The organism is Kitasatospora phosalacinea (assembly GCF_000716545.1).
Classification (GTDB): Bacteria; Actinomycetota; Actinomycetes; order Streptomycetales; family Streptomycetaceae; genus Kitasatospora; species Kitasatospora phosalacinea.
In genome coordinates, this window is the sequence record NZ_JNWZ01000001.1 from 134,959 (window position 1) to 158,815 (window position 23,857).

Annotated in this window: 18 protein-coding genes and 2 pseudogenes; 11 read left to right on the forward strand and 9 right to left on the reverse strand. The window is 72.0% G+C overall.

Annotated elements, in window-relative coordinates; genetic code table 11:
• Positions 1-3: 3 nt before the first annotated feature.
• The 3 genes from OO48_RS00660 to OO48_RS00670 all read right to left on the reverse strand — a co-directional run bounded on the left by OO48_RS00660 (position 4) and on the right by OO48_RS00670 (position 5,255).
• Positions 4-1,962 (reverse strand): heparinase, encoded by a 1,959-nt coding sequence (locus OO48_RS00660; RefSeq protein WP_209439407.1) that lies wholly within the window; start codon positions 1,960-1,962, stop codon positions 4-6.
• Positions 1,963-2,003: 41 nt separating this feature from the next.
• Positions 2,004-3,989: a DUF2264 domain-containing protein gene (locus OO48_RS00665; protein ID WP_033211686.1), complete on the reverse strand. Its 1,986-nt coding sequence runs from the start codon at positions 3,987-3,989 to the stop codon at positions 2,004-2,006.
• A gap of 126 nt (positions 3,990-4,115) precedes the next feature.
• Complete coding sequence (locus OO48_RS00670) at positions 4,116-5,255, reverse strand: substrate-binding domain-containing protein (RefSeq protein WP_033211687.1); 1,140 nt, start codon at positions 5,253-5,255, stop codon at positions 4,116-4,118.
• A 159-nt stretch (positions 5,256-5,414) separates the two neighbouring features.
• Between OO48_RS00670 and OO48_RS00675 the strand changes: the two genes are divergently transcribed.
• The 8 genes and pseudogenes from OO48_RS00675 to OO48_RS00710 form a co-directional block, all read left to right on the forward strand.
• Positions 5,415-6,434, forward strand: a complete 1,020-nt coding sequence (locus OO48_RS00675) for a hydroxyacid dehydrogenase (protein ID WP_033211688.1) — start codon at positions 5,415-5,417, stop codon at positions 6,432-6,434.
• Between the two features lie 84 nt (positions 6,435-6,518).
• Entirely contained in the window at positions 6,519-7,751 is a 1,233-nt protein-coding gene (locus OO48_RS00680; protein WP_033211689.1) for an ABC transporter substrate-binding protein, read from the forward strand.
• On the forward strand, positions 7,748-8,680 hold the full coding sequence (locus OO48_RS00685; protein ID WP_033211691.1) for a carbohydrate ABC transporter permease: 933 nt from the start codon (positions 7,748-7,750) through the stop codon (positions 8,678-8,680). Before OO48_RS00680 ends, OO48_RS00685 begins: the two co-directional genes overlap by 4 nt.
• Positions 8,677-9,588 carry a carbohydrate ABC transporter permease gene (locus tag OO48_RS00690; RefSeq protein WP_033211693.1) on the forward strand — a complete coding sequence of 304 codons (912 nt, stop codon included), beginning with the start codon at positions 8,677-8,679 and terminating at the stop codon, positions 9,586-9,588. Before OO48_RS00685 ends, OO48_RS00690 begins: the two co-directional genes overlap by 4 nt.
• Positions 9,589-9,598: 10 nt before the next feature.
• Positions 9,599-10,309 carry a YesL family protein gene (locus tag OO48_RS00695; RefSeq protein ID WP_051731564.1) on the forward strand — a complete coding sequence of 237 codons (711 nt, stop codon included), beginning with the start codon at positions 9,599-9,601 and terminating at the stop codon, positions 10,307-10,309.
• Positions 10,310-10,460: 151 nt separating this feature from the next.
• Positions 10,461-11,930: an RICIN domain-containing protein gene (locus OO48_RS00700; RefSeq protein ID WP_245194463.1), complete on the forward strand. Its 1,470-nt coding sequence runs from the start codon at positions 10,461-10,463 to the stop codon at positions 11,928-11,930.
• A gap of 187 nt (positions 11,931-12,117) precedes the next feature.
• A complete protein-coding gene (locus OO48_RS00705) occupies positions 12,118-13,869 on the forward strand; it encodes a glycoside hydrolase family 35 protein (protein WP_033211695.1) in 1,752 nt (583 codons plus the stop codon).
• A gap of 250 nt (positions 13,870-14,119) precedes the next feature.
• Positions 14,120-14,515: pseudogene (locus tag OO48_RS00710) on the forward strand (transposase); the annotation flags it as partial.
• 72 nt (positions 14,516-14,587) lie between these two features.
• Here the strand turns inward: OO48_RS00710 and OO48_RS00715 are convergent.
• Complete coding sequence (locus tag OO48_RS00715; RefSeq protein ID WP_033211696.1) at positions 14,588-15,031, reverse strand: winged helix-turn-helix transcriptional regulator; 444 nt, start codon at positions 15,029-15,031, stop codon at positions 14,588-14,590.
• A gap of 130 nt (positions 15,032-15,161) precedes the next feature.
• On the opposite strand from OO48_RS00715, the gene OO48_RS00720 reads away from it, so the two are divergent.
• Together OO48_RS00720 and OO48_RS39460 are read left to right on the forward strand one after the other, a co-directional pair.
• Positions 15,162-16,034 carry an aldo/keto reductase family oxidoreductase gene (locus tag OO48_RS00720; protein WP_033211701.1) on the forward strand — a complete coding sequence of 291 codons (873 nt, stop codon included), beginning with the start codon at positions 15,162-15,164 and terminating at the stop codon, positions 16,032-16,034.
• A gap of 474 nt (positions 16,035-16,508) precedes the next feature.
• Positions 16,509-16,846, forward strand: a pseudogene (locus tag OO48_RS39460) (transposase); the annotation flags it as partial.
• Between the two features lie 240 nt (positions 16,847-17,086).
• On the opposite strand, the gene OO48_RS00730 reads toward OO48_RS39460, so the two are convergent.
• The 4 genes from OO48_RS00730 to OO48_RS00745 form a co-directional block, all read right to left on the reverse strand.
• On the reverse strand, positions 17,087-18,190 hold the full coding sequence (locus tag OO48_RS00730) for a glycerate kinase (protein ID WP_033211703.1): 1,104 nt from the start codon (positions 18,188-18,190) through the stop codon (positions 17,087-17,089).
• Positions 18,191-18,293: 103 nt separating this feature from the next.
• Positions 18,294-19,157, reverse strand: coding sequence for a sugar phosphate isomerase/epimerase family protein (locus OO48_RS00735; protein WP_245194465.1), 864 nt, complete (start codon positions 19,155-19,157; stop codon positions 18,294-18,296).
• Positions 19,154-20,305, reverse strand: coding sequence for a dihydrodipicolinate synthase family protein (locus OO48_RS00740; RefSeq protein ID WP_033211707.1), 1,152 nt, complete (start codon positions 20,303-20,305; stop codon positions 19,154-19,156). The genes OO48_RS00735 and OO48_RS00740 overlap by 4 nt, the downstream gene beginning before the upstream one ends.
• A gap of 86 nt (positions 20,306-20,391) precedes the next feature.
• Entirely contained in the window at positions 20,392-21,543 is a 1,152-nt protein-coding gene (locus OO48_RS00745) for a Gfo/Idh/MocA family protein (RefSeq protein ID WP_033211709.1), read from the reverse strand.
• Positions 21,544-21,858: 315 nt separating this feature from the next.
• Between OO48_RS00745 and OO48_RS00750 the strand changes: the two genes are divergently transcribed.
• On the forward strand, positions 21,859-22,896 hold the full coding sequence (locus tag OO48_RS00750; protein WP_033211710.1) for a LacI family DNA-binding transcriptional regulator: 1,038 nt from the start codon (positions 21,859-21,861) through the stop codon (positions 22,894-22,896).
• Between the two features lie 135 nt (positions 22,897-23,031).
• Here the strand turns inward: OO48_RS00750 and OO48_RS00755 are convergent, their stop codons facing one another.
• The gene (locus OO48_RS00755) at positions 23,032-23,670 is read right to left on the reverse strand and encodes a restriction endonuclease (protein WP_051731566.1); all 639 of its coding nucleotides are present in this window, start codon (positions 23,668-23,670) and stop codon (positions 23,032-23,034) included.
• Between the last annotated feature and the right edge of the window lie 187 nt (positions 23,671-23,857).

Sequence of the window (23,857 nt, forward strand, 5' to 3'; positions counted from 1 at the left end):
ACGTCACCGCTCCCAGCGCACGGCGAAGGCGCCGGTGGCATCCGGGTGGGTGAGAGTGAGGGTGAGCCGGACCACCCGGTCGCCCCAACTGCGTTGCAGAAGCGGGTCGTTCAGTGTGCGGTACTCGACTGCGGCGGTGGCCAGGGTCCGATCCCAGCGCATCCGGAGGGTCCCGCCGCGGGCGGTCGTGACGGTCGCCAGGCCCTCGCCGCACTCGACCTGTCCGTGCAGCACGTGGCGCAGCAGCACCGGGACCGTGCAGTCCTCCCAGCGCTCCTCGACGACGACGTGGGCGGCCCGGCCTCCGGCGGCCCGTTCCAGGCGTACGGTGCGGACCCAGCGCCCCACGGTCCCCGCGGGGTAGGCGCCGGCGAGGTCGGCCCGCAACGCCGTGCCGTCAACGGCCACAGCCCGGGCGCGGTACTCGCCCCCGGGCTGCTGGCCGGGACCGAGGTCGGGCAGGTTGTGCCAGGAGCTGCGCAGCGGCCAGGCTTCGTAGCGCCGGGGGCCGAAGCTGTGGGCGGTGTACGTGGGTTGGCCCAGGTCGACGACCACGGGGATTCCGTCGAGCGCTACCCAGTAGCTGCCGACGTCCAGGTGGTTGTGGTGCTCCCCGTTGCTGCCGGCCTTCACCGCCACGGTCAGGCCATCGGTGCTCCCGGTGTTCTCCCGCGCGACCATGACCTGCGTCCTGGGCAGCCAACTCGCCGACGACAGCCACGGCTTGGGGCCGGCGGGCTCCGGGTCGGCGGTGGCGGCAGCCAGCCACGCGGGGTCGGCGAGCGAGGCCAGGGCCCGCCCCAGGCCGGCGGCCGGCACGACGGCCGCGGCGCCGTGCCGGGCGCGGTCGAGGGCGAACGCGGCGCTGTCGGGTCGGTCGAGCCGCCGGGCCCAGCGGAACAGGACGTGCCACGGCTGGTCCGACGGCAGGCGGGCGGAGGCGTCACCGGTGTTGACGAACCACCGGTCGCCGAGGTGCATGCGCTGCGGGTACGCGAGGAGAGCGGGGAGGACCGGCAGGTCGGCGGCGTCGAGGGCGCTGCCGCCGGCCTGCGCCAGCAGGTCCAGCGCCTCCAGGAACCGGGCCGCGCCGTGCCACCAGTAGGCGACGCCCTCGTCGATGCCCCCGTCGTCCGGCAGCGACGCGAGATAGCGGTCCAGACCGGCGGCGACCGAGCGGACGATGCCGGCGCGCCGGTGCTCGTCGTCCTCGAAGAGCAGGGCACAGGTCAGCACCGCTCCGTGGATCCACGGGTTCCAGTTGTCCGCCCTGGTGTCGAGGGCGAGCCACCACCAGTCGCGGCGCCGCAGGAACGGGGAGAGGACCCGCCGGTCGACTTCGTCCCGCAGGCGGCGCCGCAGGCCGGGCATCCGCAGGTCGAGGTGCGGGCCGAGGGCGTGGTCGGCCCAGGCGTACAGCAGCGCCGTCTCGGCGGCGCCCAGGTCGAGGAACGGTTCGCCGGGATCGCCGATCACCTCGCCCCGCTGCTGCGCCCCGCGGTCGTGCGGCGCCCAGCACCAGGTGGTGGTCTCGGCGAGCAGCACCAGTCCGTCGCACGCGGCGTCCAGGTGCGGGCAGGCGTCGGTGGGTTCGTGCGCGGGCGCGCTCTCGCCGGTCAGGACGGCCGCGAGCGCCAGCACGGTGGTGCGTTCGCGCAGCCGTCGGGCCCCGTCCTCGTACGCGGTGCGGACGCCGTCGCGGAACGAGCGCGCCCACTGGGAGGCGAGCAACCGGGGTGCGGGACGGCCGAGTTCGGCGGCGGCCGCGGCGAGCAGCGGCAAGCGAACCTTGTCGGGGACGCGGTCCCAGACGTCTCTGTCCGTCACGTCGGGGACGTCCAGGCGCCCTGCGGTGCCGCGCAGCAGCGCTGCCAGCGCGTCCGGGGCCGGGGCGGCGGCATCCAGCAGGGCTGCGAGGCCGCGGATCGGGGGCTCGCCGGGCGCTGCCCGTCGCTGCTCCATGGTGTTCCCCTCCTGCGATCGGTCGTGGGGGAAGGGGCGGGTCATGGTGCGACGGGCAGGGTGAGTTCCGTCGAGAGGCCGTCGGCCCAGACGACGGTGGTGCGCTGGTGCCCCTGTGCGGGGGGCAGGACCTCCAGCCGGGGTAGGGCCTGGTCGCCGCCCCGGTCGAGGACGACCACGGCGGCCAGGAGTTCGCCGACCGGCGCGGGGGAGGCGGTGGCCAGCCAGGGGACGGCGACCTGTTCGCCCAGCGGGCTGGTGCCCTGCTCGGCGTGCACGCCGGCCCGGACGAAACCGTGCAGGCCCCACAGGCGCGAGTGCAGTCGCGGCGCGGCGGCCTCGGCGTGCTGGGTGGCATCGGTGCGGGTGGCGGGGGCCCGGTCGCCGGCGATCGGCCAGCCGCCCAGGCGCACCGCGTGCCAGTCCGGGTCGGGGGCGTCGACGCCGGGCGGCAGGTCGAGGCGGGCGAGTCGTACCTCGACGCCCCCGCGCACGATCGACGCCACGGTCAGGACGGGACCCGGGCGGACGGGGCCGCGGCGGCCGGAGCCGTGGTCGGGCGAGGTGTCCTGGGAGGTGTCGACCCAGCGGACCCGGCCGCGGGAGGCCGCGGCGAGCACACCGTGCGGCAGGTCCTGGGTGAACAGGGTGGTGAAACCGGTGCGGTGGGTGGCCCGGTCGTCGGCGTCGAGCACCACGACGCTGTTGTCGACCGGGTCGGAGACGGTGGCGCCGGTCAGCGGCGGGAGGGTGGCGGTGGAGTAGCCGAGCCGGGCGTACAAAGGGGAGTCCGCGCTCGTGTCGCCGGGCAGGGCGTGGTCGGTGCCGTGGTTGAGGACCACCGCGATGCCGTCGGCCGGGCGGGAGGACAGCAGCCAGCCGGGGGCGGCGATCACGCGGGCCACCGGGGCGCGCTCGCCGGGAAGCGGTTCCTCGACGGCCGTCCACACCGGGTGCTCGGCGGGGAGCAGCAGGCCGAGCAGGCCCTTGGACGCCCAGTACGGCGACCCGGACCCGGAGTAGGACTGCCGGATGGCGGGCCACGGCCGGTGCCAGCCCAGGGTGAGCAGCCCGTCGGGTTCGAAGGCGCCCCGGTCGGTGAAGTGCCGCACCATGCCGCCGGCGGCGCGTCGGATCAGGCCGGGGGAGAGGCTGCCGGCGCCGGCCAGCGCGCCCGTCCAGAACGGGGCGGCCGCGGCGAAGCGGTAGGTCAGGCTGCGGCCCTGCAGCAGCGGGGAGCCGTTCGATCCGATCAGGCGGACGGCGTCGTCCAGGTACTGCCCGAGGTCCTGGCGCCACCGCTCGCGCACCGGCCCGGGGCACAGGTCCTCGGGGACGTCGAAGACCGAGGTCCACAGCAGCGGGTACAGGTGCAACGCCCAGCCGGTGTAGTGGTCGTAGGAGCGCTCCGCGCCGTCGCTGAGCCAGCCGCCGGGGCGGTGGAACGTGGCGTGCACCGCGAGGTCGCCCCGGAGGTCGGCGGTCGAGTACGGACCGCCGACCTCGCGCAGGAAGGACTCGACGACGATGCGGAACCACACCCAGTTGATCGGCGGGTACTGCTGGCCGATCACCGAGGCGAGCCAGTCGACGGTGCGCTCCCGGACGCCGTCGTCGAGCCGGTCCCACAGCCAGGGGCGGGTGAGCTGCAGGGCCAGGGCGATCGAGGCGGCCTCGACCTTGGCCTGGTCGAGCTCGTCGGGCCGCGGCCAGGCGTCCGGGGAACGCCGGTCGGTGCCGGCGGCCAGGCCCCGGGCGAACGGCTCCATGATCCGCTCGGCCCCGGCGCCGCGGTTGCCCGCCACCAGGAAACCGGCCGTCAGGAAGGTGCGCGCGAAACCCTCCAGGCCGTCCGAGGTGCGGCCGTAGCGGCTGGCCGGCCCCGGTAGGGCGATCAGCGCCCCGCCCGGGGAGCGGTGCGGGGCGAGGGCGCCGAGCAGGCGTTCCGCGAGGGCCACCCAGTGGTCGCGCGTCCAGCCGGTGAAGGGGGAGCGGTCCCGGTCCTCCGGCGGCAGGGCAAGAGGCATGTGCGCACTCCGGCGTTCGGCAGCGGGGCGCGTCCCGGGGCGGGGCGCGGGAAGGCCACTCAAACGGTCCGGCCGGCGCAGGGTCAACCATCACGACCGGAAAAGAACAGAAGAGTTCACAATCGTTCACGGGAGTTCGAGGGACGGAGTCGCCGCTCCCCGGTGCTCCGGCTGCTTGACCGAGGAGCCGCGGATGAACAGCTCCGGGAGGATCAGCACCCGGCGGGGCGGGCGCCGCCGGCCCTCCACGATCCTGGCCACCAGCATCTCGACCGCCTCCCGGCCCACCCGGGCCTTGGGCGGCCGCACCGCGGTGATGGCGGGGTGCGCGAGGTGCGCCACCTCGTCGTCGTAGGAGACCAGGGCGACGTCGTCCGGCACGGACACCCCCACCTCGGCGAAGTACTGGGCGATGGCGATGGCGGACGGGTCGCTGTGCACGATCAGCGCGGTGACGCCCCGCTCGCGGGCGCCCCCGAGCAGCCGCTCGATGCTCTCCCGGTGGCCCGGCTGTTCGAGCGTGACGTTGTCGCGGACCACGAAGTCGTCCGGCAGCCCCAGGTCCGCGCAGGTCCGCTCCCAGCCGTGGGCCAGATGGGCCGAGGTCGGGCTGCCCTTGGACAGGACCAGGCCGATCCGGCGGTGCCCGTGCTCGTGCAGGTGCCGCAGGGCCATCTCCAGGCCGAGCGCGTGGTCGCTGCGCACCCACTCCAACTGCTGCGGGGTGGGCGTCCAGTGGGGTGTCTGACGCTCCACCAGGACGACCGGGACGGGGAGCTTCCCGATCCAGTCGATCATCTCCTCCACGCCCTCGCCGTCCAGGTTCGGCGCCAGCAGCAGTCCCTGGACCTGCTGCGCGGCCACCAGCCGGGTGATCTGCCGGCGGTCTTCGTCCACGTCGTAGCTCGAACCGCGCAGTTGCAGCTGCACCCCGAGCGCCGCCGCCGCCGTTCTCGCGCCGCCGACGACCTGGGGCCAGTAGTAGTCCAGCGAGGGCACCACCATGCCGATCACGTACGGGGTGCCCGCCGGGACGGGGCGCTGCCGCCTGGCGGGCACCGCCCCGTTCTCGACCGGCAGGACCGCCCCGCCGTGCACCTGGGTGAGCAGTGCGCGCGCGGCGAGGGCGGCCAGGTCCCGACGCACGGTCAGTTCGCTCACGCCCAGGAGCTGCGCCAACTCGCGCACCCGGACCGCGCCGTGGCGGCGCAGTTCGTCCATGACCCGCTCCTGGCGCTGGGCGGCGAACTGTCTGCGCTCCGTCATGACGGCGACTCCACTCGGTATCGAATCCGGATGATTGCGAATGCTTGTGTTCCAGAGCTGGTGCGGTGGCTCCATACACCACTATTCCTGTTCCAACGTGTTCGGCAGGTAACGCTCCGGATTCCTGGGCGGTGACATGCTGGAGGAAGGAACCCGCTCATGCCAAGCAGGCCCCGCGCGATGGTCGTGATGGACCGCCGGAGCTTCGACGCCCACTTCGACGCAAAGCGGATGAAGCGCCTGGCCGACCTGGCCGACATCCACTTCCCGGTGTGGACCGACGAACTCGACCAGCCCGAGACCCGGGCCCGGCTCCGGGACACCGAGGTCCTCCTGACCTCCTGGGGCGCGCCGGCGCTCACCGAGGAGCGCCTCGCGCACGCACCCCGCCTGCGAGCCGTCTTCCACTGCGCCGGCAGTGTCCGCGGGCTGGTCAGCGACGGAGTGTGGCGCCGCCGCATCCGCATCACCAGCGCGGCCGACGCCAACGCCATCCCGGTCGCCGAGTACACGCTGGCCGCCACCATCTTCGCCGGCAAGAAGGCGCCGTTCCTCGCGTCCGACGACCAGCGGGCCTACGAGGGGTGGGGCACGGTGATCGGCTACGGCGACCTGTCCAACTTCGAACGGACCGTCGGCGTCGTCGGATTCTCCCGGATCGGCCGCCGCGTCGTCGACCTGCTGCGGATCCTGGACGGCACCCGGGTCCTCGTGGCCGACCCCTACGCCGACCCGGCGGAGGTCGCCCGCAGTGGCGCCACCCTGGTGACCCTGGACGAGCTGCTGCCCCAGGTTGACGTCCTGTCCCTGCACGCTCCGGCACTGGAGGAGACGCGCCACCTGATCGGAGCGGCGCAGCTGAGCGCCCTGCCCGACTACGCCACCGTCATCAACACCGCCCGCGGCAGCCTGGTCGACCAGGACGCGCTGGCTGCCGAATGCGCGGCCGGACGCTTGTTCGCGATCCTCGACGTCGTCGATCCCGAGCCGCTGCCGGCCGCCTCGCCCCTGCGCAACCAGACCCATGTGATGATCACGCCGCACATTGCCGGCTCCCTGGGGACCGAGATCGGCCGTCTCACCGACCACGCCCTGGACGAGCTCGCCCGCTGGACCGCCGACCAACCACTCCACGCCGAAATCACCGCCGCGCACTGGGCGCTCGACCGCATCGCCTGACCGGCCCCCACCCCCCACCGCTCGCAGAAAACCCCACCCCCAAGGAGCCGTACCGTGACCAGGAACCCCGGTAGAACCACGTCCTTGCTGGCCGCTGCCGTGGCACTGCTGTCCGTGGCCGGGTGCAGCAGCGCCGGCTCCGGCGCCTCCACCGACGGAAAGACCACCATCAAGATCGCGGTGTGGAACTACGCCAGCACCCCGGAGTTCAAGGCCCTGATCGACGGCTTCGAAGCCACCCACCCCGACATCCAGGTCGAGCCGGTCGACATCCTCGCCGACAAGTACCCCGACAAGCTCACCACCATGCTGGCCGGCGGCGACACCACCGACGTCCTCACCATGAAGAACGTCATCGACTACTCCCGCTACGCCAGCCGGGGACAGTTGGCCCCGCTCACCGACTACGTCGCCCAGCTCGACAGGCCCTCCTACAAGAACCTCACCGCGTACGACATCAACGGTGAGTACTACGCGCTCCCGTACCGCAACGACTTCTGGGTGCTGTTCTACAACAAGGCGATGACCGGCAACGCAGACCTGTCCCACCTCACCTGGTCAGGCTTCTCCTCGCTGGCCAAGCAGCTCACCAGCGGCGACGGCGCGAACAAGGTCTACGGAACCTACCTGCACACCTGGCGCTCCGTGGAGCAGGCGCTGGCCGCCGCGCAGACCGACGGGAACCTGCTGGGTGGCGACTACGGGTTCTTCAAGAAGCAGTACGAGCTCGCCCTCGACCTGCAGAAGTCCGGTGCGGCCCTGCCCTACTCCACGGCGACCAGCCAGAAGGTCACCTACGACTCGCAGCTGACCACCCACAAGGCCGCCACCGTCCCGATGGGCACCTGGTGGGCGGCCGCCCTCCTCGCGGAGAAGGCCAAGGGCACCAACGACGTGGACTGGGGCATGGCACCCGTCCCGCAGACCACCGACGGCGGGAAGACCACCACTTTCGGCTCGCCCACCGCCTTCGCCATCAACAAGAAGGCCCGACACGCCGACGCGGCCAAGCAGTTCGTCCAGTGGGCCTCCGGACCCGAGGGCGCCGCCGCCATAGCCAAGATCGGCATCGTCCCCTCCTACAGCGACAGCACCATCATGAAGGCGTTCTTCAGCGTCCCCGGCATGCCGAACGACGAACTCTCCCGCAAGGCCATGCAGCCCGACACGGTGGTCCTGGAGATGCCCGTCAGCGAGAGGTCCTCCGACGTCGACCAGATCCTCACCGAGGAGCACCAACTGGTGATGTCGGGTCAGAAGTCCGTCGACCAGGGCATCCAGGAGATGAACAAGCGCGTCACGAACGAGGTCAAGTGACCACCGGCACCGTCTCCTCGGCACACCGGGCCGATGCCGCCGCTTCCGTCGCCGCCCGGCGGCGCAAGCGGCGGGGCGTCCTCGTCGGCTGGAGCTTCGTCCTCCCCAACTTCCTCGGTTTCGCCGCCTTCACCCTGGTCCCGCTGCTCGGCGCCCTCCTGGTCTCCTTCACCGACTGGAACTCCTACTCCCCGCCCAACTGGGTCGGCCTCGCCAACTTCCGCCGGCTGTGGCAGGACGACAACTTCCACACCGCACTCGCCAACACCTGCTGGTACGCGGCGGGACACATCCCACTCACCCTGGCCGCCTCGCTCGGCCTGGCCGTCCTGCTCAACCAGAAGCTGCGCGGCGCGGGCATCCTGCGTACCGCGTTCTTCTTCCCCTACGTCACCTCGCTGGTCGCGGTGGCCGTGGTGTGGAACATGCTCTTCAGCCCCGACGTCGGTCCGATCAACCAGCTCCTGCACGGCTTCGGGGTGGCGAACCCGCCCCGCTGGACCTCCTCCACCGACTGGGCGATGCCCGCGCTGGTCATCGCCAGCGTGTGGCGCGACATGGGCTACTACATGGTCCTCTACCTGGCTGGCCTGCAGGCTGTTCCGGCCGAGCTCTACGAGGCCGCCCGGGTCGACGGAGCCGGACCCTGGCAGCGCTTCTGGCACATCACCGTGCCCGCGCTGCGGCCCACCACCTTCTTCGTCGTGGTGATGCTGACCATCTCCAGCTTCAAGGTCTTCGACCTGGTCCAGATCATGACCGAGGGCGGCCCCGGCCGCTCCACCCTCGTGCTCTCCCAGCTGATCTTCCGCGAAGGCATCACCCGGGGCCGCTTCGGCTACGCCTCGGCGATCTCCCTGGCGCTCTTCCTGATCTGCATGGTGATCACGGCGATCCAGTTCCAGGCGCAGCGCAGGAGTGAGCGATGAACCCGACCCTGCTCCAGGAGGACCGTGCCGTGCACCGTCCACTCCCACAGCCCGACACCATATCCACACGGGCCCGCAGGAACCGGGCCGCCCGACACGCCGCGGGCCGGGTCCTGCTCTACCTGGCGCTCGTCACGCTCGCCGCTGCGATCCTGCTGCCGTTCGTCTGGATGCTGTCCGCGTCACTGAAGACCGACCAGGACGTCTTCTCCGTGCCCGTCCGTTGGATCCCGGACGGCTTCCACTGGAACAACTTCACTGACATCTGGTCCCAGATCCCCCTGCTCACCTACGTCGGCAACTCGCTGTTCCTCAGCGTGGTGATCACCCTGCTGCAGGTCCTGACCGGCAGCTTCGCCGCCTACGGCTTCGCCAAGGTCAAGTTCCCGGGCCGCGACGCCCTGTTCCTCGGCTACATCGCCACCATCGCGGTGCCCTGGCAGGCGTACATGGTCCCGCAGTACATCCTGATGCAGAAGCTGGGCCTGGTGGACACCCGCACCTCGCTCGTCCTGCTCCAGGCATTCGGCGCGTTCGGCGTCTTCCTGATGCGCCAGTACTACCTCACCATCCCCGACGAACTCGGCGAGGCCGCCCGCCTCGACGGACTGACCGAATACGGTATCTGGGCTCGGGTCGTGCTGCCGCTGTCGAAGCCGGCCCTGGCCGGCCTCGCCCTGCTGACCTTCGTCAACACCTGGAACGACTACATGGGCCCGTTCATCTACCTCACCTCGAACGACCTGTGGACCATCCAGATCGGACTGAAGTCGTTCGTCGGCATGTACGACGCCCAGTACGCCATGATCATGGCCGGATCGGTGATCTCGGTCGTGCCCATCCTGGTGATCTTCCTGCTGGGCCAGCGGTACTTCGTGCGCGGCGTCGCGACCTCGGGCATGAAGTGAGGCGGCGGCGATGAGCGAGCACGTCCGGGGTCGGGGCATCCGGCTCAACACCAGCCACAGCTCCTGGACGGCGCTGTGGGACCACGTCCACCGCGTCCTGGTGGTCAACGCCGGGCTCGCCCTCACCAACCTGCCGCTCCTGCTGGCGCTGCAGATCGAGCGACGCCCCTGGCAGCACCCGGTCCTCTTCACCGTCCTGGTCGCAGCCGCCGGCCCGTCCCTGACGGCGGCCTTCGGCTACCTGCGCCTCGCCGACGACGAGGACCGGCCCCGGATGCGCGAATTCTTCCGCGCCTACCGCCGACTGGCCCGGCGCGGCCTCGCCCTGTGGACACCCCTGGTCGTGCTCGCCGCAGTCTGCACGGCGGACGCCGTCTTCCTGCGCCACCGCAGCGGCCTCGCCCCGGCGCTGCTGCCGCTGCACGCCGTCCTGGTCCTGGTCGCCGCCGGCACCGGCCTCACCGCGACGGCGTTCGCCGCCGACCCCTCCGACCGACGCGCCCGGACCACCCTGCTGGCGGCCGCCTACGGGCTGCTGCTGCGCCCGGCCCCGGCCGCCGTCAACCTGCTGCTCGCCGCGGTCTGCCTGGTCGTGGTCAGCCAGGTCCCCCTCTACGGCCTGGCCGTCGCCCCCGGGTGCGCGCTGTTCGTCATCTGGCGCAACTCCCGCCCGATGGAAGCCGCGGTGCACCGCGCGCGGACCCGCGACCACCCCACCTGACACCCCGTCGCCACCTCTCCGTCCCACGCCGGCCGTTCTCGCCGCCACGCCCCTACCCCGGCATGCCCGCGCACGGGCCGCACGCGCCGGCACCCCCCACGCCACCGGCCCCGGACGACGGGCCGGCATCACCCACCAGAAGGGAACACCCGTGACCAGACCGAGCCGTACCCTCCATGCGGCGCCCCACCTCGTCCTGCTCCGCCTGCTGATGGCCCTGTTCCTGGCCGCGTCCGGACTTCTCGCCGTCGGCTCGCACAGTGCCCACGCCGGCACCTCCACCAGCGGCTTCCGGGGCGTCAACTGGGCCGACAAGCGCGACAACTTCGTCAACGGCGTGCTGTACCCCTCCGGCCTGACCTCCTCGGACACCCACGCCACGGCCGCCGTCGTCGCCGAGCGGGTGGTGGGGCAACTCCACGGCCTCACCGGCTCGAACACCGTCCGCATGCCCGTCAACGAGCCGACCGTCAACACCTGGTGGGGCCCCTACAGCGGCGCCATCGACGGCGCGCTCGGCAAGGGCAAGGTGATCCTGTCCTACTGGGCCTACAGCGGCGGGAAGCCGGCCGGCACCACCGCGTTCTACCAGATGTGGGACACCGTCGTCGAGACCTACGGAGCCGACCCCGACGTCTACTTCGAGGTCATCAACGAGCCCTACGGCTACAGCACCACCGACCTGAACAACCTCTACCACGACTGGCTGAACCGCTACCCGGCCGTTCCCCGCGACCGCGTCATCCTGGACGGCGCCGGCCTCGCCACCAACGTCGCCGCCGTCGGCGGCGACACCAGGCTGGACGGCACCCTCCTCGCCGTCCACTACTACACGTTCTTCGTCGGTGATCCGTACGAGAGCGAGAACGAGTGGGCCAACGGCATCGCCTCGCTCATCGGCAACTACGCCGACCGCACCATCGCCACCGAGTGGGGCGGGCCGATGGGCCCCGGGAGCAAGAACGGCGTCTCCTACGACTCCGTCGACTACAGCGTTCCCAGCGGCTCCTTCTGGGCCGACTACCTCCGCGGCGTCAGCAGCAAGCTGCGCGCCCTCGGCGTCGGCAGCGTGTACTGGCCCGGTCTGCGCGACGGCGACTGGTACAGCCTCACCACCCGTACCGGCGAGGGCTCGGCGATCACCCTGTCCGTGGTCAACCCCTCCGGGCTGGCCAGGCTGCAGTACGCCTGGGGGACCGGCACCGCGGGCAGCACGACGACCCAACTGCGCAACGTCGACACCGGCCTCGACGTGGACGGCATGGGCCGCACCGCCAGCGGCTCCGCCACCGGGCAGTGGAAGCCCAGCGGCAGCGCCAACCAGCAGTGGATCGTGGAGAACTACGGCGCCTACGTGCGACTCAAGAACGGGAAGACCGGCCTCTACCTCGACAGCGCGGGTCTCACCACCAACGGATCGCAGGTGAGGCAGTACGCCGACACCGGCAGCACCGGCCAGCAGTGGTCCGTCACCACTTACGGCAACACCGTCCTGATCAAGAACCGCGCCACCGGGATGTACCTCGACGGCATGGGACGCACCACCAACGGCGCCGACCTGGGCCAGTGGGCGTACAGCAAGAGCACCGCCCAGCAGTGGCGGATCCTCCCGGCGTCCTGACCGGAGCCGCCGTCCTGACCCCGCCGGGTCAGGACGGCGGCTCGCCCGTGCCGGCCCGCACCACGGGCCGGTGCCCCGGCCCGTAGTGCGGGTGTGGACCTGTTCCGGTACACCCGCCAACGGCCGCCGACCGCGATGGGCACCCGCCCGCCGGCCCGACCGTCCACCAGCCACGGAGCACCGCACTATGCCCGTCCTGCAGACCGAGGACGACACCTTCACCCTCGACGGCCAACCGTTCCGGATTATCTCCGGCGGACTCCACTACTTCCGCATCCACCCCGAGCACTGGGCTGACCGCCTGCGCAAGGCCCGCCTCATGGGCCTCAACACGGTGGAGACGTACGTCCCCTGGAACCTCCACCAGCCCCGCCCCGACACCTTTCGGCTCGACGCCGAACTCGACCTGCCCGCTTTCCTCGCACTCGCCGCCAACGAGGGACTGCACGTCCTGCTCCGCCCCGGCCCCTACATCTGCGCCGAATGGGACGGCGGCGGCCTGCCGTCCTGGCTGCTCGCGGACCCTGACGTCCGCCTACGCAGCCAGGACCCCCGCTACCTGCACGCCGTCGAGTCCTACTTCGCCCGACTGCTCCCCCCTCTGCTCGGCAGCCTCGCCACTCGCGGCGGTCCCGTCATCGCCGTCCAGGTGGAGAACGAGTACGGTGCCTACGGCGACGACACCGCCCACCTCGCCCACCTCGCTCACCTGCTGCGTTCCGGCGGCATTGACATCCCGCTGTTCACCTGCGACCAGCCTGCTGACCTCGCTCGTGGTGCCCTGCCCGGCGCCCTGGCCACCGTCAACCTCGGCAGCCGCGCGCGCCAGGGCCTGGCCGTGCTGCGTGCCCACCAGCCCACTGGACCCCTGATGTGCACCGAGTTCTGGATCGGCTGGTTCGACCGCTGGGGCGGCCGCCACGTCGTGCGCGACTCCGAGGACACCGCCAGGGAGCTGGACGACCTGCTCGCCGCCGGAGCCTCCGTCAACCTCTACATGTTTCACGGCGGTACCAACTACGGCTTTACCAACGGTGCCAACGGCAAGCACACCTATCGGCCCACCGTCACTTCCTACGACTACGACTCGCCCCTCGACGAGGCAGGCGATCCGACCGCCAAATACCGCGCCCTGCGCACCGTTATCGCCCGACACGCGCCCGTCCCCGACGAACCACTGCCCGGGCCCACCCCGAAACTCACCCGTTCCGGCATCCGCCTCACCCACACCGCGCCGCTACTCACCCAGCTACCCGCCCTCGGTACCGCTGTCATCGCCGCGCAACCCCTGACGATGGAGGAACTGGGCCAGGATTTCGGTCTGGTGCATTACCGCACCACCCTGCCCGCTCCCGGCCCTGTGCTGCTCGAACTCGAAGGTGTCCACGACCGCGCCCAAATCTTCCTCGACGGGAACCCGGTCGGCGTTGTCGAACGCGAGAACCACGAGCACGCGCTCGCCCTCTCCGTGTCGAGCCCGAGCAGTGTTCTCGACGTCCTGGTCGAGAACCAGGGGCGAGTCAACTACGGAGCCGGCCTGAACGACCGCAAGGGCCTCACCGGACCGGTCCGGGTCAACGGCACCATCCACACAGGCTGGGCCAATACCCCACTGCCGCTCACCGCCCTGGACGGGCTCGACTTCACCCCTACCGTGGGCCCACCGGCCGGTCCGGCCTTCCACCGCGGTACCTTCCGTCTCGATGAAACCGCCGACACCTTCCTGTATCTGCCGGGCTGGGCCAAAGGCACGGCCTGGATCAACGGGTTCCACCTCGGCCGTTACTGGTCCCGGGGTCCGCAACGCTCGCTCTACGTCCCAGGGCCGGTCCTACGCCGGGGAGTGAACGAGCTCACCGTGTTGGAGCTGCACGCCGCACCCTTCCAACGCACCGCGGACCTGCGCACGGCACCAGACCTCGGCCCCACTGAGGAGTGAACCGCCCCTGGTGACCGTGGTCCGCCAATCGGTGGTGACGCTGTTTCATGATCCGCTAGGTCCAGGTGTTGACGTCTTCGGTGCGGCCGTTGCTGTAGGGGGAGGACGAGGCGGCATCGACGGCGGCGCGGGCGAACTCGCTTGTGAGAATCGCGAGTTCGGTTGTCTCGGGGCAGGTCCGGGTGAGTTCTCGCAGGAGCGCGGTGTCCGTGTCTCAGAGGTTCTCGGGGCGGGTGAGCAGCAGGAGGCGGGCGAAGTGCTTCGGGGTGGTGACGGACCTGTCGCCCTCGGCGCGGCCCTGGACTCGCTGGAGCACCTGGGACCGCTGCCCGACGACATCACCGTGCACCTGGACGCCGGCTACGACTCGGACAAGACCCGCACCGAACTCGCTGCCCGCAACCCGCACGGCCGCACCGCGCACAAGGGCGAGAAGGCGCCGATCCAGGCCGGCCAGCGGTGGCACGTCGAGCGCACCCGCGCCTGGCAGAACGCCTTTCACCGCCTTGCCCGCTGCTACGAGCGCCGTGCGACCGTCGCCAGCGCCTTCTTCGACCTCGCGGACACGATCATCACCGTCCGTAGCCTGATCCGCCGAGCCCGGACCACCCACCGCTGGGACGACCGCCCCAGGCGACGCCCTTGAGCCCCGTCCATCTGCCCGGCCTCTTGCCCGCAGACCGTTCGGCGCTGATGAGCAACCCTGGTGTGGTTCAGTTCAGGCGACGCGGGTGTCGTAGGTCTCGCGGTTGGCAAGCACATCGTCCATGTGCGTCTCGGCCCAGGCCTTGATGCCCCGCATCATCTCGTACAGCGACAGGCCGAGATCGGTCAGCTCGTAGGAGACCGTGACCGGCACGGTCGGCACCACAGTGCGGGACACCAGGCCGTCGCGCTCCAGGGAGCGCAGCGTCTGGGTGAGCATCTTCTGGCTGACGCCGGCCAGCAGGCGCTGCAACTCCGAGTAGCGCATCACCCGGGGCCCGCCGGCGCAGTCGGCGCCGGGCCGATGCGCGCTGTCGCTGCCGAGCGCGGCCAGGATCAGCGTGACCCATTTGTTGGAGATCCGGTCGAGCAGCTTGCGGCTGGGGCAGGCCGCCACGAAGGCGTCGTACTCCACCTTGGCCTGTGCCCTTTGCTGGGCTGCCGTCATCGTCGCCATGGACCGTTCCTCTCATCCGTAGGTGCCTTACGCACTTCGAAGTGCCTGCTTCCCGACAAGGAGCTACGCACCAATAGTGGTGCAAGGCGCCGTCAGGCACCACTCCCTGGCTTAACACGAAAGGCACACCATGGGCACCCCCTCCGTCTCGCTTCCCGGCGGCACCTGGACCCTGGGCGACCTGACCGTCACCCGGTTCGGCTACGGCGCCATGCAGCTCGCCGGCCCCTGGGTCATGGGTCCGCCTGCCGACCGCGAGGGCGCACTCGCCGTTCTCCGCGAGGCCGTCGGCCTCGGCATCACCCACATCGACACCGCCGACGCCTACGGGCCGCACATCACCAACCAGCTGATCCGTGAGGCGCTGCACCCGTACTCCGACTCGCTGCACATCGTGACCAAGGTCGGGGCGACCCGCGACGAGGAGGGAGGCTGGCCCCCGGCACGCAAGCCTGAAGAGCTGCGCCGGGCCGTCGCCGAGAACCTGGAGAACCTCGGCCTCGACACGCTGGACGTGGTCAACCTCCGGCTCGGCGACGCCCAGGGCCCCGTGCCCGGTTCGCTCGCGGAGGCGTTCGGGGCGCTCGTCGACCTCCAGCGGCAGGGCCTCGTCCGGCACCTCGGCGTGAGCAACGCGACGGCGGAACAGGTCGCCGAGGCACGCTCGATCGCGCCGATCGTGTGCGTGCAGAACATGTACAACCTCGCCCACCGCCACGACGACGACCTGATCGACGAGCTCGCAGAGCAGGGCATCGCCTACGTGCCCTTCTTCCCCCTCGGCGGCTTCAGCCCGCTGCAGTCCTCGGCACTCACGGCCGTAGCCACCCGGTTGGACGCGACGCCCATGTCGGTCGCCCTGGCCTGGCTCCTGCAGCGGTCGCCGAACATCCTGCTGATCCCCGGCACCTCGTCGGTGGCACACCTGCGCGAGAACGCCGCCGGCGCGGGACTCCCGCTGTCCGACGACGATCTCGCCGAGCTCGACAAGATCGGCCGCTAACCCCACGGCGCTCACCAGCGGCTGGGCCGGATCGACCGCGGGACGCTCGGGCAGCAGCGCCGCGAATTGATCCGCGGGTCGGTCGGCTTGCCGGAAGAACGGGCACAGGTCTCCCCAGTGATCACAGAGCGCCGCAACTCCATGATCGGGGACACCTGGCTCGCCTCACCGCCCGGGTGCCCCACCCGCCGATCTGCGCGAGCTCTTGCGCCGGCCGGTGTCGGCGCAATGGGCCGCATCGGCGCCTTGGGGTTTTGCCCGCTTAGAGGGTGTTTGCATCGCTTCTGGTGGATTTTCGGGTGTTTTGCGCCTCGGATTGGACGGGGCCGCTGATACTCAAGAGTCTGGCGATGCTGGAGAGACGCCAAGGCCGTGGTCTTGTCCGTCATCCTCCTGTTTCATCCCAAGGCGCCGGTTGTGTGCCGCGTGCTTCGGGCGCCGGTGAGCGCGCCTGGCCTGGGCGGGTACTCCCGAATCACGCCCGAACGGCGCGGATACCCGAGCGACCTGTCCGACGCCCGCTGGGCGCTGGTCGAGCCGACCCTGGCCACCTGGCGCCAGGAGCGCACCGCGCGCCACCTCCCGCACGACCACCCGCCCTGGGAGACGGTCTACGCCTACTTCGCCAAGTGGCAGCGCGACGGAGCGTTCCACAGCTCAACGGACTCCTGCGGCGCTTGCTCCGGGCCGCCGAGGGCCGTGATCCGGAGCCGTCGGCCTGCCTCGTCGACTCGCAGAGCGTGAAGACCTCCACGAACGTCCCCGCCTCGACCCAGGGCCCCGATGCTGCTGAACGGCGGTCGGGCGCGCGGGACGGCCGTGGGCCTGCCGGGACGGTAGCGCCGCCCGCCCGGGCGGGGTGGCGACTGCCTGCCGCAGCCGTGGCGACAGATGCCGCGCCCGGGCCTTTGCCATCGCCGGGCACGTGGCCGTTCAGGGGGAAAGGAACCCCCGGACCGGCCGGCGACCTCCTCCGGTCGGCACCGGCACCAATGACGGCCGTCAAAGCGGAGCAAGCGGCCTGCCCGCCCCGTGCGCTCCCCTCCGCCCCGTCAGCGGCCGACCGACGCGTCGTGCCGGCCAGCCAGGACGGCCCCGGCCCGGTGCAGCCAGTGGGCGGGTTCCCGACAGGCCTCGGCCGGGGAACCGGCCAGGGCGGAGAGCGTCAGTACCTCCGGGGCGTCCGCCACACCGGCCACCACCGCCGACCGGACACCGGCCTCCCCGGCGAGGCGGACCACCTCGCCGACCGCCTTCCCCCGCAGGCTGGTCCCGTCGAAGCGGCCCTCTCCGGTGATCACCAGGTCGGCGGAGGCCACCATCGCGGGCAGGCCCAGCAACCGGGCCACCGCCGCCGCCCCGGGTTCGACCACCGCGCCCCAGCCGGCGACCAGGCCGTAACCGGTGCCACCGGCCGCGCCCGCGCCGGGAACGGACGGGTCGCCGCCCAGCAACTCGGCCAGCCGCGTCAACCTCCGCTCCAGCAGGGCGACTTTCCGCTCGTCGGCACCCTTCTGCGGGCCGTACACGGCCGCGGCACCGTCCTCGCCCAGCAAGGGGTTGGTCACATCGGTGAGCAGGACGACCCCGCCGGCCGGCGCCGCGTGCAGGCAGGAGCGGTCGAAGGTCCGCGCCGCGCTCAGGGCACGGTCGAGGTCCGTCGGGCGGTCGTCGAGGCGTCGGCCCGAGCTGGCCCGCAGGCACGCGCCGAGGACCGCCAGCAACCCGTAGCCGCCGTCGGTGGACGCCGATCCGCCGAGGCCGATGACCAGCCTCCGGGCACCTGCGCCCAGGGCGGCCGCGATGATCTCCCCGGTGCCACGGGTGGTGGCCGTCATCGGACGCAACCCGCCGTTCAGCAGGGGCAGTCCGCTCGCCACCGCGAGTTCCACCACCGCCGTCCCGTCCGGCAGCAGGGCGTACCGCCCCCGCACCGGCCGCCCGTCCGGCCCGCTCACGCCCGGCACGTCCACCAGCCGAACACCTTCGCCCGCCGAGACGACCGCGGCGAGCGTGCCCTCGCCCCCGTCCGCCATCGGCACGCACCGCACCTCGTCCGACCCGCGCACCGAACGCCACCCGGCGGCCAGCGCGTCGGCGGCTTCCGCCGCGTCGATCGTCCCCTTGAACGAATCCGGCGCCACCACGACCCGCATCGACCCGCCTCCATCGCACTCGATCCCGCCACTCCCACGCCCCGCCTTCGCCCGCGGCTGCGTCGCGTCCCCGCCAACGGGCCGACGGGGACGCGACCGCCGTTCAGCACCTGGCGACGTGCGCCCGGTGGCGTTCCTTCAACGTCGCCAGGGTCTGCGCGCCGGGGGTGTTCCACACCGGCTCGTTGAACAGCTCGACCTCGATCCAACCGGTGTACCCGGCCTCCGTCACCCGGTCGGTCAGCCACCCGAAGTCGATGTGGCCGTCACCGACGTGCCCGCGGCCCAACAGCGCGTCCGCCGGCAGCGGCAGCGTCCAGTCGCACACCTGGTACGCGGCGATCCGTCCACCAGCCCCGGCCCGCGCCACCTGGCGCTCCAACTCCGGGTCCCACCACACGTGGTAGCTGTCCACGACGACACCGACCCGGTCCGCCGGGTGCGCCTCGGCCAGGTCGAGTGCCTGGCCGAGCGTGGAGACCACCGCGCGGTCCGCGCAGAACATCGGGTGCAGCGGCTCGATCGCCAGCCGGACGCCGAAATCGCCGGCATGCGGCGCGAGTTCACCGATCAGGTCGGCGACCTGGCGCCGCGCGCCCACCAGGTCCCTGCTGCCGGGCGGCAGGCCGCCCACCACCAGGACCAGCGTGTCGGTGCCGAGTTCGGCGGCCCCCTCGATCGCGGCCAGGTTGTCCGCGAACGCCGCACGCCGCGCCGTCTCGTCGCCCGCCGTCAGGAACCCGCCCCGGCACAGGCTGCTCACGGCCAGCCCGGCGTTGCGGCACAGCCGGGCCGCACGGGCGACGCCGATCTCGGCGACCTTGTCCCGCCACAGGCCGATCGCCGGGATCCCGGCCGCCACGCAGCCGCGCACCGCCTCCTCCAGCGTCCACCCCTTGGTGGTGATCTGGTTCAGCGACAGCCGCTCGCAGCCCTCGGCCGCCTTCACTCCCCGCTCCGCGTTCACGCCCGCACCCCCGCCAGCGCCAGGAACTCCCGCATCCGGCCCGCGGCCAGCTCCGGATCGCCCAACACCCCGGCGGCGTCCGCGAGTCGGAACAGCTCCACCAGGTGGCTCACCGACCGCCCGCTCTGCGCGCCCGCGACCATCGTGAAGTGCTCCTGATGCCCGCACAGCCAGGCCAGGAACACGATGCCCGTCTTGTAGTGGAACGTGGGCGTCGCGAACAGGTGCCGCGCCAGCGGCACCGTCGGCGCGAACAGCGCGTCGTAGCGCGCCACGTCACCGGCGTCCAGTGCGTGCAGCGCGGCTGCGGCGACCTGCGCGATCGGGTCGAAGACGCCCAGCAACGCGTGGCTGAACCCGAGTTCGTCCCCCTTGACCAAGTCCGGGTAGTGGAAGTCGTCGCCCGTGTACATCCGAACCCCGGGCGGCAGTTCGCGCCGCAGCGCGACCTCCCGGTCCGCGTCCAACAGCGACACCTTGATGCCGTCGATCCGCCCCGGGTGGCTGCGGATCAGCTCCAGCACCGTCGCCGCCGCCGCGTCGAGATCGCCCGCACCCCAGTAGCCGGACAGCGCCGGGTCGAACATCTCGCCCAACCAGTGCAGGATCACCGGCCGCTCCGCCTGCTCCACCAGCCGCCCGTACACCTCCAGGTAGTCCTCCGGCCCGCGCGCCGACGCCGCCAGCGCCCGGCTCGCCATCAGGATCGGCTGCGCACCGGCCTCCTCCACCACCGCCAACTGCTCCTCGTACGCGGCCAGCACCGCCTTCAACGAGAGGTCGGAGCCGGACAGCTGGTCGGTGCCCGCGCCGCAGGCCAGCCGCCCGCCGACCGAGCGGGCCGCCGCGCCCGAGCGGCGGATCAGCTCCCGGGTCGCCGCCCAGTCCAGACCCATCCCGCGCTGCGCGGTGTCCATCGCGTCGGCCACTCCCAGGCCCAGCGACCACAGCCGGTGGCGGAACGCGAGCGTGGCCTCCCAGTCCACGGCGGCCGGTGCGCCCGGGGCGTTGCCGCCCAGCGGATCGGCCACCACGTGGGCGGCGGCGAACGCCACCCGGGAGGCGGCCGGCCCCGGCGGAACACCGTCCAGCGGCTGCGGATCGCGCAGGCGGTACCGGCCGGTACCGGGTAGATCGAGATGCGTCATGGTGTCAGACCTCGTTGGTCGGGCGGTCCCGCACGGGCGGGACCGGGGGAGGGGGACGGGAGGGGCGGCGCGCTGGTGTGCGCAGGTCAGAGGCTGAGTCCGGGCACGGCGAGGCGGCGGCCCTCGCGGGCGGAGCGCAGGCCCAGCTCGGCCAGCTGCACGCCCTTCGCACCCTCCAGCAGGTCCCAGTGGTACGGCGCACCGGTCACCACGTGCTTGAGGAACAGCTCCCACTGCGCCTTGAAACCGTTGTCGAACTCGTCGTTGTCCGGCACCTGCTGCCACTGCGCGCGGAAGGGCTCGGTGACCGGCAGGTCCGGGTTCCACACCGGCTTGGGCGTGGCGGCGCGGTGCTGGAAGCGGCAGTTGCGCAGTCCGGCGACGGCGCTGCCCTCGGTGCCGTCCACCTGGAACTCCACCAGCTCGTCGCGGTCCACGCGCACCGCCCAGGAGGAGTTGACCTGCGCGACGATGCCCCCCTCCAGCTCGAAGACGCCGTACGCGGCGTCGTCCGCCGTCGCCGCGTACGGCCGGCCCTGCTCGTCGACCCGCTGCGGGATGTGGGTGGCGGTGTGCGCGTACACCGAGCGGACCGGGGCGATCACGTGGTCCAGCACGTACCGCCAGTGCGGGAACATGTCGAGGATCATGCCGCCGCCGTCCTCGGCCCGGTAGTTCCACGACGGGCGCTGCGCGCTCTGCCAGTCGCCCTCGAACACCCAGTAGCCGAACTCGCCGCGCACCGACAGGACGCGGCCGAAGAACCCGCTGTCCACCAGCCGCTTGAGCTTCAGCAGGCCCGGCAGGAACAGCTTGTCCTGCACCGCGCCGTTGCACACCCCGGCCTCCTGCGCCAGCCGCGCCAACTCCAGTGCGGCGTCCAGCGACTCGGCGGTCGGCTTCTCGGTGTAGACGTGCTTGCCGGCGGCGATCGCCGCCTTGATCGCCGGCTCCCGGGCCTGGGTGACCTGGGCGTCGAAGTAGATCTCCGCCAGCGGGTGGGCCAGCGCCTCGTCCAACGAGGTGGTCCAGTGCTCCAGCCCGTGCCGGGCTGCCAGCTCCTCCAGCTTGGCGGCGCTACGCCCGACCAGGATCGGTTCGGGCCACAGCACCTCGCCGTCGCCGAGCGGCAGGCCGCCCTGCTCGCGGATGGCCAGGATCGAGCGCACCAGGTGCTGGCGGTAGCCCATCCGGCCGGTGACGCCGTTCATGACGATGCCGATGGTCCTGCGGGACATGAGGATTTCCTTGTCTGGACGGTGACGGTCGGTCAGGGGTGACGAGGCGGCCCGCTGCGGCCGCGAGACGCCTTTCGGGTCGGCCAGCAGCCGGAAAGCGTTCTCCAGGAAGCCTGTGGACTGGGCTGGGAGGACGTACGGGTAGCTGTCGAAAGTCTTGCGGAAAGCGCTTTCCAAGGTGGCCCTCGAAGGTTCTGGAAAGCGCTTTCCAGGGCTGAGGCTAGGGGGCCGGGACACCCCGGTCAAGGTGGTACCGGCAGGAGATAACCTGATCTCCGGCCGTCGAGGGCCGGAGCGAGGAAGCGAGGAGCGCCGGTGGCAGTCACTCTCGGGGACGTGGCGCGGCACGCCGGCGTCTCGCTCGCCACCGCCTCGCGAGTCCTGAACGGCTCGGCCCGCTCGGTGACGGAGGAGCTGTCGGCGAGGGTCCGGGCCAGTGCCGAGGCGCTGGGCTACCTCGCCAACGCGCCCGCCCAGGCGCTGGCCCGTTCCTCCGGCACGACGATCGGGGTGCTGCTGCACGACGTCGCCGACCCGTACTTCGGCGGCATCGCCCGGGGCGTGGGGGACGCCGCCGCGCGGGCCGGGCTGCTGACGCTGGTCACCAGCACGGACGGCGACCCCCGGCGGGAGCTGGAGGCGATCCGGATGCTGCACGCGCACCGGGCGCGGGCGATCGTGCTCGCCGGATCGGCGTACACCGACGTCGCCGCGGTCCAGCGGCTGGACGAGGCGCTGACGGCATACCGGGCGCAGGGCGGACGGGTGGTGGCGATCAGCGACCACGGCCCGCTGTACGACACCGTGCACGTCCACAACCGGGAGGGCGCCGCCTCACTGGCCCGCGCCCTGCTCCACCTGGGACACCGCCGCTTCGCGGTGATCACCGGGCCGCGGCGGCTGCGGGTGGCTGACGACCGGCTGGACGGCGTCCTGGAGACCCTGAGCGGAAGCGGTCTGGCACTTCCCGAAGGGATGCTCCAGCGCGCGGAGTTCACCCGCGAGGGCGGGCGGGCGGCGACGGCGCGCATCCTGGACGCCACCCGGGACGGCGGCGCCGCCCTCCCCACCGCGGTGATCGCCCTCTCCGACATCTGCGCCGCCGGAGCCCTCGCCGAACTCCATGCCCGGGGCGTCTCCGTCCCCGGTGAGGTCTCCGTCGCCGGCTTCGACGACATCCCACTGGCCACCGACCTGGCCCCGGCGCTGAGCACCGTCAGGCTGCCGCTGACCGGGATGGGCGAGTCGGCCGTCCGCCTCGCCCTGCGCGAGAGCAGTCCGGAGGCACAGCAGGCCGAAGCATTCGCCGAGGTGGTGCTGCGCGACAGCACGGTGGCTCCTGTGGCGGGATGACTGCCCGTCACTTGCAAGGAACGACGGCTGACAGCGGTGGTGGGAGCCGCGCGGCCAGCGGCCAAGTGCTCCTCCCCGCGCGTATGTGCTGACCGTCCGGAGGGGCGGGTGGGCGAGTGACCTCCGGCAGCGCCGTCAGACGATGTCGTCCGGTTGCCGGCCGGGTGGGAGCTTCGGGAGTCCGATCAGGGCGTCGATGCCGAGGTGCTCGAGGAGCAGGGACTTCAGGTTGCGGCCGTCGATCAGGTCCAGGCGCTGGCCGTTGCGGTGCGCGGTCTCCCAACTGGACTTGCCGTACCAGGAGGTGGTGACGAGGACGCCGCGGGCGGCCTGCTTGTCCTGGAGGGTGCCGAGCAGGGCCCCGACGACTTCGGGGCTGACGACGTTCTTGGTGCGTTTGGCCTGGACGGCGATCACGGTGACGCCCACCGGGACCGGGTCGCGCCGGACGGCGACGGCGTCGAGGCCGTCGTCGCGGGAGTTCCGGGTGCGCCAGGTCTCGTAGCCCATGGCGGTGAAGAGTTCGCGCACCAGGCGCTCGAACGCGAGCGGGTCCATCCGCAGCAGGTCCGGGCGGCTGTCGAGTGGGCCGGCGGCGGCGGTGTCCGCAGTGATCTTGAACCGGGCCGGGTCGAAATCGACGATCGGCGGCACGGGCTCCAGGTCGTGCGGATGCCGGGAGACCACCGCGCCCGGGGTGCGCAGGCAGAGCTGCGGGTCCGACCTCGGCTCGTCCAGGACGAGTTCGGCGAAGTCCGCGCGCCTGACCACCATGCTCACCACGCACGGGCGAACCGCCCGCCCGCTCGGGTGGGATCGGTCGTGGCGACGTGCCCATTGAGGGCCACCGTGCCCATTGGCAGTTTCGTTTGGATCTTCTGCTGGTCCCGGCGGGTTCGAACGGGTCGGCGGCCTAGACGAGAGGGCTGGCGCGGCGGGGTCCGGGAGCCGGGTCCGGGGT

What these genes read in the sequence shown, in the direction of transcription:
- OO48_RS00660 (WP_209439407.1), bottom strand. Translation starts at nt 1,962, where the DNA reads ATGGAGCAGCGACGGGCAGCGCCCGGCGAGCCCCCGATCCGCGGCCTC.
- OO48_RS00665 (WP_033211686.1), bottom strand. Translation starts at nt 3,989, where the DNA reads ATGCCTCTTGCCCTGCCGCCGGAGGACCGGGACCGCTCCCCCTTCACC.
- OO48_RS00720 (WP_033211701.1), top strand. Translation starts at nt 15,162, where the DNA reads ATGGGCACCCCCTCCGTCTCGCTTCCCGGCGGCACCTGGACCCTGGGC.
- OO48_RS00705 (WP_033211695.1), top strand. Translation starts at nt 12,118, where the DNA reads ATGCCCGTCCTGCAGACCGAGGACGACACCTTCACCCTCGACGGCCAA.
- OO48_RS00730 (WP_033211703.1), bottom strand. Translation starts at nt 18,190, where the DNA reads ATGCGGGTCGTGGTGGCGCCGGATTCGTTCAAGGGGACGATCGACGCG.
- OO48_RS00690 (WP_033211693.1), top strand. Translation starts at nt 8,677, where the DNA reads ATGAACCCGACCCTGCTCCAGGAGGACCGTGCCGTGCACCGTCCACTC.
- OO48_RS00695 (WP_051731564.1), top strand. Translation starts at nt 9,599, where the DNA reads ATGAGCGAGCACGTCCGGGGTCGGGGCATCCGGCTCAACACCAGCCAC.
- OO48_RS00745 (WP_033211709.1), bottom strand. Translation starts at nt 21,543, where the DNA reads ATGTCCCGCAGGACCATCGGCATCGTCATGAACGGCGTCACCGGCCGG.
- OO48_RS00715 (WP_033211696.1), bottom strand. Translation starts at nt 15,031, where the DNA reads ATGGCGACGATGACGGCAGCCCAGCAAAGGGCACAGGCCAAGGTGGAG.
- OO48_RS00755 (WP_051731566.1), bottom strand. Translation starts at nt 23,670, where the DNA reads ATGGTGGTCAGGCGCGCGGACTTCGCCGAACTCGTCCTGGACGAGCCG.
- OO48_RS00675 (WP_033211688.1), top strand. Translation starts at nt 5,415, where the DNA reads ATGCCAAGCAGGCCCCGCGCGATGGTCGTGATGGACCGCCGGAGCTTC.
- OO48_RS00670 (WP_033211687.1), bottom strand. Translation starts at nt 5,255, where the DNA reads ATGACGGAGCGCAGACAGTTCGCCGCCCAGCGCCAGGAGCGGGTCATG.
- OO48_RS00740 (WP_033211707.1), bottom strand. Translation starts at nt 20,305, where the DNA reads ATGACGCATCTCGATCTACCCGGTACCGGCCGGTACCGCCTGCGCGAT.